This window comes from Kitasatospora sp. NPDC056327, assembly GCF_042261735.1.
Taxonomy (GTDB): Bacteria; Actinomycetota; Actinomycetes; order Streptomycetales; family Streptomycetaceae; genus Kitasatospora.
Map to the genome: position 1 here is coordinate 1 of NZ_JBHJRC010000376.1, position 7,137 is coordinate 7,137.

Annotated in this window: 8 protein-coding genes; 1 reads left to right on the forward strand and 7 read right to left on the reverse strand. The window is 72.3% G+C overall.

Annotation, left to right across the window (positions count from 1 at the left end; translation table 11 throughout):
- Nucleotides 1–136 precede the first annotated feature (136 nt).
- The 7 genes from rplS to proS all read right to left on the reverse strand — a co-directional run bounded on the left by rplS (nucleotide 137) and on the right by proS (nucleotide 5,993).
- A complete protein-coding gene (gene rplS, locus ACFCX4_RS33150; RefSeq protein WP_063347674.1) occupies nucleotides 137–487 on the reverse strand; it encodes a 50S ribosomal protein L19 in 351 nt (116 codons plus the stop codon).
- A 154-nt stretch (nucleotides 488–641) separates the two neighbouring features.
- On the reverse strand, nucleotides 642–1,460 hold the full coding sequence (gene trmD / locus ACFCX4_RS33155) for a tRNA (guanosine(37)-N1)-methyltransferase TrmD (RefSeq protein ID WP_376150649.1): 819 nt from the start codon (nucleotides 1,458–1,460) through the stop codon (nucleotides 642–644).
- Nucleotides 1,461–1,486: 26 nt separating this feature from the next.
- Nucleotides 1,487–2,218, reverse strand: a complete 732-nt coding sequence (gene rimM, locus ACFCX4_RS33160; protein WP_376150641.1) for a ribosome maturation factor RimM — start codon at nucleotides 2,216–2,218, stop codon at nucleotides 1,487–1,489.
- 211 nt (nucleotides 2,219–2,429) lie between these two features.
- Nucleotides 2,430–2,669, reverse strand: a complete 240-nt coding sequence (locus tag ACFCX4_RS33165) for an RNA-binding protein (protein WP_030056773.1) — start codon at nucleotides 2,667–2,669, stop codon at nucleotides 2,430–2,432.
- Between the two features lie 2 nt (nucleotides 2,670–2,671).
- Nucleotides 2,672–3,100 carry a 30S ribosomal protein S16 gene (gene rpsP, locus ACFCX4_RS33170; protein WP_344337896.1) on the reverse strand — a complete coding sequence of 143 codons (429 nt, stop codon included), beginning with the start codon at nucleotides 3,098–3,100 and terminating at the stop codon, nucleotides 2,672–2,674.
- A gap of 452 nt (nucleotides 3,101–3,552) precedes the next feature.
- Nucleotides 3,553–4,131, reverse strand: a complete 579-nt coding sequence (locus ACFCX4_RS33175) for a hypothetical protein (protein WP_376150643.1) — start codon at nucleotides 4,129–4,131, stop codon at nucleotides 3,553–3,555.
- Nucleotides 4,132–4,580: 449 nt separating this feature from the next.
- Nucleotides 4,581–5,993 (reverse strand): proline--tRNA ligase, encoded by a 1,413-nt coding sequence (gene proS, locus ACFCX4_RS33180; RefSeq protein WP_376150645.1) that lies wholly within the window; start codon nucleotides 5,991–5,993, stop codon nucleotides 4,581–4,583.
- A gap of 197 nt (nucleotides 5,994–6,190) precedes the next feature.
- Between proS and ACFCX4_RS33185 the strand changes: the two genes are divergently transcribed.
- A complete protein-coding gene (locus ACFCX4_RS33185; RefSeq protein ID WP_376150647.1) occupies nucleotides 6,191–6,991 on the forward strand; it encodes a methyltransferase domain-containing protein in 801 nt (266 codons plus the stop codon).
- Nucleotides 6,992–7,137 lie beyond the last annotated feature (146 nt).

Below are 7,137 nucleotides of genomic sequence, written 5' to 3' on the forward strand. Positions count from 1 at the left end.
CCCGCACCGGTGGGTGCGGGACGGCCGTCGCGGTCCGCGGGTGGTTCGTGCGTGCTCATCGGGGGCTGAGCCTACCGTGCGGCAGCCCGGCCCCCCAGAGCGATCCGATCCCCCGGCAGCGCCGGGGGCCGGTGGATCAGCGGTCGCGCTTCTCCTTGATCTTCGCGGCCTTGCCGCGGAGGTCACGCAGGTAGTACAGCTTGGCGCGGCGAACCGCACCGCGGGTCACGACCTCGATCTTCTCGACGACCGGGGTGTGCACCGGGAAGGTGCGCTCGACACCGACGTTGAAGCTGACCTTGCGAACGGTGAAGGTCTCACCGACGCCGGCGCCGTGGCGGCGGATGACGACGCCCTGGAAGACCTGGACACGGGAGCGGTTGCCCTCGATGACCCGGACGTGAACCTTCAGGGTGTCACCGGCGCGGAACGCCGGGATGTCGCTACGCAGCGAAGCCGCGTCGACAGCAGCGAGCTTGTTGCTCATGTTGCTCTCCATCGCGGGCGCCACGGGCCGCCCACGGAAGTCGTAAGAAACGGGGTCTGCTGCGGGCCGCACCGGCTACCGGCGGTCCCCCCGTGGCGGGGGCGCCGAACCACGTGACCCCTGCGGGAGGAGCCCAGCGACAGACAGCAGCAGCCTATTCTTCCACATCACCGGGCGCGGACCGAAATCGGCCGAGACCCTCGTCCCAGGCCAGGCCCAGCCGGTCGAGCGCAGCGCGGTCCTTCTTGTCGAAGTCCGCGTGCCGCCAGCGCGTCACCAGGTCCGGCCGGTTGGCCAGGGTGCGGGCGAAGGCCTGCTCGCGGCGCCAGCGGGCGATCAGACCGTGGTTCCCGCTCAGCAGGACGTCCGGCACCGTGCGGCCGCGCCACTCGGCGGGCTTGGTGTAGACCGGGCCCTCCAGCAGGTCGGCCATCGCACCGGGCGCGAAGGAGTCGTCCCGGTGGGACTCGGCGTTGCCGAGCACCCCGGGCAGCAGTCGGGCGATCGCCTCGACCATGACCAGCACCGCGACCTCGCCGCCGGCCAGCACGTAGTCGCCGATCGACGTCTCGACCACCGGCATCCGGGTGGCCGCCTCCTCGATCACCCGCCGGTCGATGCCCTCGTACCGGGCCGGGGTGAACGCCAGCCAGGGACGGCCGGCCAGCTCCTGCGCCAGCTCCTGGGTGAACGGCCGACCGCTGGGGGTGGGCACGACCAGGGTCGGCACCTCTCCCTCCGGCCCCCGGCCGAGCACCGCGTCGAGGGCCTCGCCCCACGGCTCGGGCTTCATCACCATGCCCGGGCCGCCGCCGTACGGGCTGTCGTCGACGGTGCGGTGCACGTCGTACGTCCAGTCGCGCAGGTCGTGGACGTGCACGTCGAGCTGGCCGCGGGCGCGGGCCTTGCCGACCAGCGAGATGTCCAGCGGCTCCAGGTACTCGGGGAAGATCGAGACGACGTCGATCCGCATCCCGTGCTGCACGGTCTGCTCGGAGCTCACTCCGACTCCTCCGTGCCACGCGCACCGCGCGCGCCGCGCTCGGCAGCGGCCTCCACGTCACCCTCGGCACCGGCCTCCACGTCACCCTCGGCACCGGCCTCGGCACCAGCAGCGGCCTCGGCGGCACCCTCGCCGCGGGCCCCGCCCTCGTCGTCCCCGTCACCCTCCGCGTCGCCCTCCGCGTCCGGCGCGGACTCGCCCCGCGCGACCTCCGCGGACTCCGGGTCGATCAGCCCGGGCGGCGGGTCGATGACGGCGCGCTGGTTCTCCAGGTCGACGACCGGCACGATCCGGCTGACGAAGGGCACCAGCACCTCCGTCCCGTCGGGCTTCTCGACGGTGAGCAGGTCCTGGTACGGCAGGTGGACCACCTCGGTGAGCTCGCCGACCAGGGTGCCGTCGAGCAGGACCACGTCCAGGCCGATCAGCTGGTGGTCGTAGTACTCCTCCGGGTCGTCCGGCCGCTCCTCCGGGTCGACCTCGGCGATCAGGAGGGTGCCGCGCAGCGCCTCGGCGCCATTGCGGTCCTTGACGCCGGCGAACCGCAGCAGCAGCCGCCCGCTGTGCACCTTGCCGGACTCGACGGTCAGCGGACCGGCCGTGGCCGGGTCGGTGAGCAGGACCGCGCCGGGCCCGAGCCGGAGCTCCGGCTCGTCGGTGCGGACCTCGACGCTGACGTCGCCCCTGATGCCGTGGGCGCGGCCGATCTTGCCGACGACGAGCTGCACGGTGATCGTTCTCCTGGATGAGTGCTGCGGAGTGAGTACTGCGAACCGGGTGCCGCGAGGCGGGTGCGGCCGGACGGTTGCGGAGGGGCGGCCACCACGGACCACCGCCACCGCAACCACCACCGCCGCCACCGGGAACGGCGAAGGCCGGCCGGGACGACACGCGTCCCGACCGGCCTCGAAAACCCTGACGGCTGAACGAGCAGCCGGATCAGCGAATGTTGTCCACGTCGACCAGGTCGACCCGGACGTTGCGACCGCCGAGGGCGCCGACCACGGTGCGCAGAGCGCGCGCCGTGCGGCCGCCCCGGCCGATCACCTTGCCGAGGTCATCGGGGTGCACCCGCACCTCGATGGTGTTGCCCCGACGCAGGTTGCGCGAGCGCACCTGCACCTCGTCGGGGTGCTCGACGATGCCCTTCACCAGGTGGTCGAGGGCGTCCTCGATCACGCTCAGGCCTCGGCGGCGGCGTCGGCCTCGGCCTCGGCCTTGTCCGACTTCTTGGCCTTCGGGGTGATGGCGACACCGGTGGTGGCGTCCTCGAAGCCGGCGACGGCCTTCGCGAACAGGTGCGAGAAGTCCTCGACCTTGGGCTCGGCGACCTTCAGCGGCTCCGGCGCCGGCAGGCCCTTGAACTTCTGCCAGTCACCGGTCAGCTTCAGGATGGCGAGGACCGGCTCGGTCGGCTGGGCGCCGACGGACAGCCAGTACTGGGCGCGGTCGCCGTCGACCTCGATCTTCGAGGGGTTGTAGGTCGGCTGGTAGATGCCGATCTCCTCGATCGCGCGGCCGTCACGCTTGGTGCGGGCGTCGGCGACGATGATGCGGTAGTGCGGGGAGCGAATCTTGCCGAGACGCTTCAGCTTGATCTTGACTGCCACGGGAGTGGATTCTCCTGGTGTTGACGTGGGTGAGCGGCCCCGCCCACGCGTGGGGTTGCGCGGTGGGCCGTTCAAGGGACACGCCAGCCGTAGGAGAGAGGGGTCCTGCCCGGCTGCCGAGTACTCAGCGATCCATTCTGCCACACGGGCGACCGGCCCCCGAAAACAGGTCGACCGGGAGCCCCCGCTCCCGGTCAGCCCAACACGCGCACCTGCACGGTGCACCTCTCTGGTGGATCACCCGCGGACATCACCCGCGGGGCACTGCTTCGACCACCCGGATCACCCGGATCGACGGGGTCGCCCGGATCACCCGGATCACCCGCCGGATCACCTGCGGCCCGACCGGACCACTGCCCGCACAGTCACCGGCCGGTCCCCTCGGTTCCCCGAGCCCTGGAGTCGGTTCCCCGAACCCCGGAACTCCCCGAGAGCCGCCCGCGCGGTCCCGGCTAAGCGATCTTGAACGGCTGCTGGCACGCACCGCAGACGATGGACGCCTGCGCGAGCACCGACGGAACGACCCGGACGTTGCGCCCGCAGCCGCAGACCGCCTTGACCCGGACGCCGCCCCCGGAGGAGCCGTGCCGGGCCGCCGGACCGCGGAAGGCGCGCGAGGCCCCCTCGCCCGCCACCGCCTCCTGGTGCGCGCCCAGGGCGCGGTCCAGGCGCTCGATGGTCTCGGCGTACCGCTCGCGGGTCTCCTTGAGCATGGTCACCTGGGAGAAGCCGCTGCTGGCGTGCGGCTCGACCGGGTGCGCCAGGCCCAGCTCGGAAGCCAGGAGCAGGAAGCGCCGGTTGTGGTAGCGGCCGGCCCGCGAGGTGTCCCGGATGTCCCGGGCCGCGGCCAGACCATGGGCAGCCTCGTGGAGGAGCCGCTCGAAACCGAGCCGGGTGCCACAGGCCGAGGAGGACTCGCCGATCAGCGCCTCGGGCGAGGCGAGGTCGGGGAGGTCCTGGTGATGGGCCTGGATGTCACTCCAGGCGGCGGCCAGTTCGGCCGCGAGAACGAGGGGCTGTGTCGTGCTCACGCTAGACCAACGATGGAGTAGGAGCCGATGTTCCGCGTGTTCCGGTTCCCCGGGAATTCCCAGGAAACTCTCAGGAATGTGTGACCACGCGCGAAATGCGCGTTCCGGATCTGACGCAAGACCAACCCCCTGCAGGTTTGGGCCCGCCGGCACGGCGGGCGCCTCGTCAATTCCGTCCGGGGACGGGCTGTCGCCCCCAGGACGTACGGCCCGTGGTCCTGTCGAGTTGACAGGGCCACGGGCCGTACACCGTACCGCTATTCCGTTAATACCGGCAGTTGACCGACCAGTAGCGATGCCGACATGTGAGACATGAGCGGAACAACACCGGTCAGCGGACGCCGGAATTTCCTCTCGGGCAAGCCGACAACCGTCGGAACGCGTCACCGGACGTCGTTTTCGGGTGACATCCTTCGTGATCGCCCCCCGCCCGGGAAGCCACCGAACGGTCAGTAGGCGCGCGCGACGATCGCGATGTTGCCGTCCTGGTCGTCCGTCTGCGGAACCGAGCCGTCGGCGGCCACGATGCAGCGCACCGAGACGCCCTGCTCGGCCAGCTTGGCCTCGCCCTCCGGGCCGAGGTCGGCCCAGGAGATCCGGCCCCAGCCGGTGACGGCGGCCTCGGCGGCCTCCTCGATGGTCTTCACGTCCACCGTGCGGGCCTCGCGGCGCTCGCGGGACTGGCGCAGCAGCAGCGCCTGGTCCTCCTCCAGGATGCCCGGGAGGGTGGCCGCCAGGGCGTCGATCGAGACCGGCTCCTTGCCGCCCGGGATCCGGCGGGCCAGCATCGCGGTGCCGTTCTCCAGGTCGCGCGGGCCGACCTCGATCCGCAGCGGGACGCCCTTGAGCTCCCAGTCGACGGCGCGGCGGCCGAACGGGGTGTCGGTGCGGTCGTCGACGACGGCGCGGATGCCCGCGGCCTCCAGCGCGGCGCCGATCTCGCGGACCTTGGCGATCACCGCGTCGTCGCCCTTGATGGCGAGGACGACGGCCTGGACGGCGGCCAGCCGCGGCGGGACGCGCAGGCCGTTGTCGTCGCCGTGGGACATGATCAGGCCGCCGACCATGCGGGTCGAGACACCCCAGGAGGTCTGCCAGACGTGCTCGCGCTCGGCGCCCTGCAGCTGGTAGGTGGTGTTGAACGCCTTGGCGAAGTTCTGGCCCAGCTCGTGGCTGGTGCCCATCTGCAGCGCCTTGCCGTCACCCATCATGCCTTCGAGGGTGAGGGTGTTGATGGCGCCGGCGAAGCGCTCCTTGGCGGTCTTGCGGCCGAGCACGACGTCGATGCCGAGCACGTTGGTCATGAAGTCGCCGTACACCTGGGTGTGGATCATCGAGGCGTAGTCGCGGGCGTCCTCGTACGTGGCGTGGGCCGTGTGGCCCTCCTGCCAGAGGAACTCGGTGGTGCGCAGGAAGACGCGCGGGCGCAGCTCCCACCGGACCACGTTGGCCCACTGGTTGATCAGCAGGGGCAGGTCCCGGTGGCTCTGCACCCACTTCGAGAAGTACTCGTTGATGATCGTCTCGGAGGTGGGCCGGACGACGACCGGCTCGTCCAGCTGCTTGCCGCCGCCGTGCGTGACCACGGCGAGCTCAGGGGCGAAGCCCTCGACGTGCTCGGCCTCCTTGGTCAGGTAGGACTGCGGGATGAACATCGGGAAGTAGGCGTTCTGGGCGCCCGCCTTCTTGATCCGCGCGTCCATCTCCTGCTGCATCCGCTCCCACAGCCCGTAGCCGTACGGTCGGATGACCATGGTGCCGCGCACCGGACCGTTGTCGGCCAGCTCGGCCTTGTTGATGAGGTCCTGGTACCAGCGCGGGAAGTCTTCCGCCTGGGGGGTGAGAACGGGTGCCTTAGCCATGGGCGAATCGTACGGGGAGCGGGGTCCCGACTTCGAATCCGTTCCGCGTCGTCCGGCCCCGGGGCGCGCGCCCCCGACACGCGCGCACCACCCCGCACCCCTCTGGACGCCACGCCCGAGCCGCTGTTCGCTGGAGTGGGGGCGGGACGTCGAGGGGGGCCGGAGCTGCACACCGAAGGACCGGATGGGAGGCCTCGATGGCTTCAGCGCGGGTGACCGGCACGACCGCAGGACCCCCCGGCACCGGGCGCGCCGCCGCCCGTGCCCGGGACTGGGCGGAGATCCAGGAGCGGATGCTGGTGCCGCTCTACGAGGCCGTCCACGACCGGCTGGAGGTGGGTCCGGCGACCAGCGTGCTGGGCCTCGGCTGCCGCTCCGGCCTCGCCCTGCTGCTGGCCTCGGAACGGGGTGCGCAGGTGACCGGACTGGAGCCGGACGAGGAGCTGCGCGGGCTGGCCCGGGAACGCCGGCTGCGGGTCGGCCCGGTCCCGCGGACGGGGGCGGACGTCGCCCGCCCGGCCTATTCGCTGGTCACCGTTTTCGAGCAGCTTCCGCCGGGCGCCGAACCACGCCGGACGGCGGCCCGGGCGGCGCGGCTGGTGCTGCCCGGCGGGCACGTGGTGCTGGCCGCCTGGGGACCGCGGGAACGCTGCGAGAGCGCGGCCGTGCTGGACGTCGCCCGGCGGATGACCCGGCGCAGCGGCGTCCGCGACCCGTTCGAGCTGAGCCCGCCCGGCGCGCTGGAGGACCTGCTGGCCGGGACCGGCCTGCGTCCGGCCGGCGGCGGCCGGGTCGGCTGCCCGTTCGCCTACCCGGACCTCGACAGCGCGGTGCGCGGGCTGCTCTCCACCGGGCTGTACGACGCGGCGGCGGAGTTCTCGGGGCTGCCGCTGGTGTCGAAGGAGCTGGAGGAGGCGCTGCAGCCCTACCTGCGGGCGGACGGTTCGGTGCGGATGGCGAACGTCTTCCGCTACCTGATCACCGAACGCCCGCGCTGACCCGCGCCGCCACTCCCCCGCCACCACCGCCGGCCGACACGGCCGTCGCCACCGCCACCGCCCCGTCGCGCCCCGCCCGGCGAGGCGCGGCACGACGAGCTGTGCGGCCGGTTCCGGATCAGCGGTGTGCCGGTCACGGACGGCGC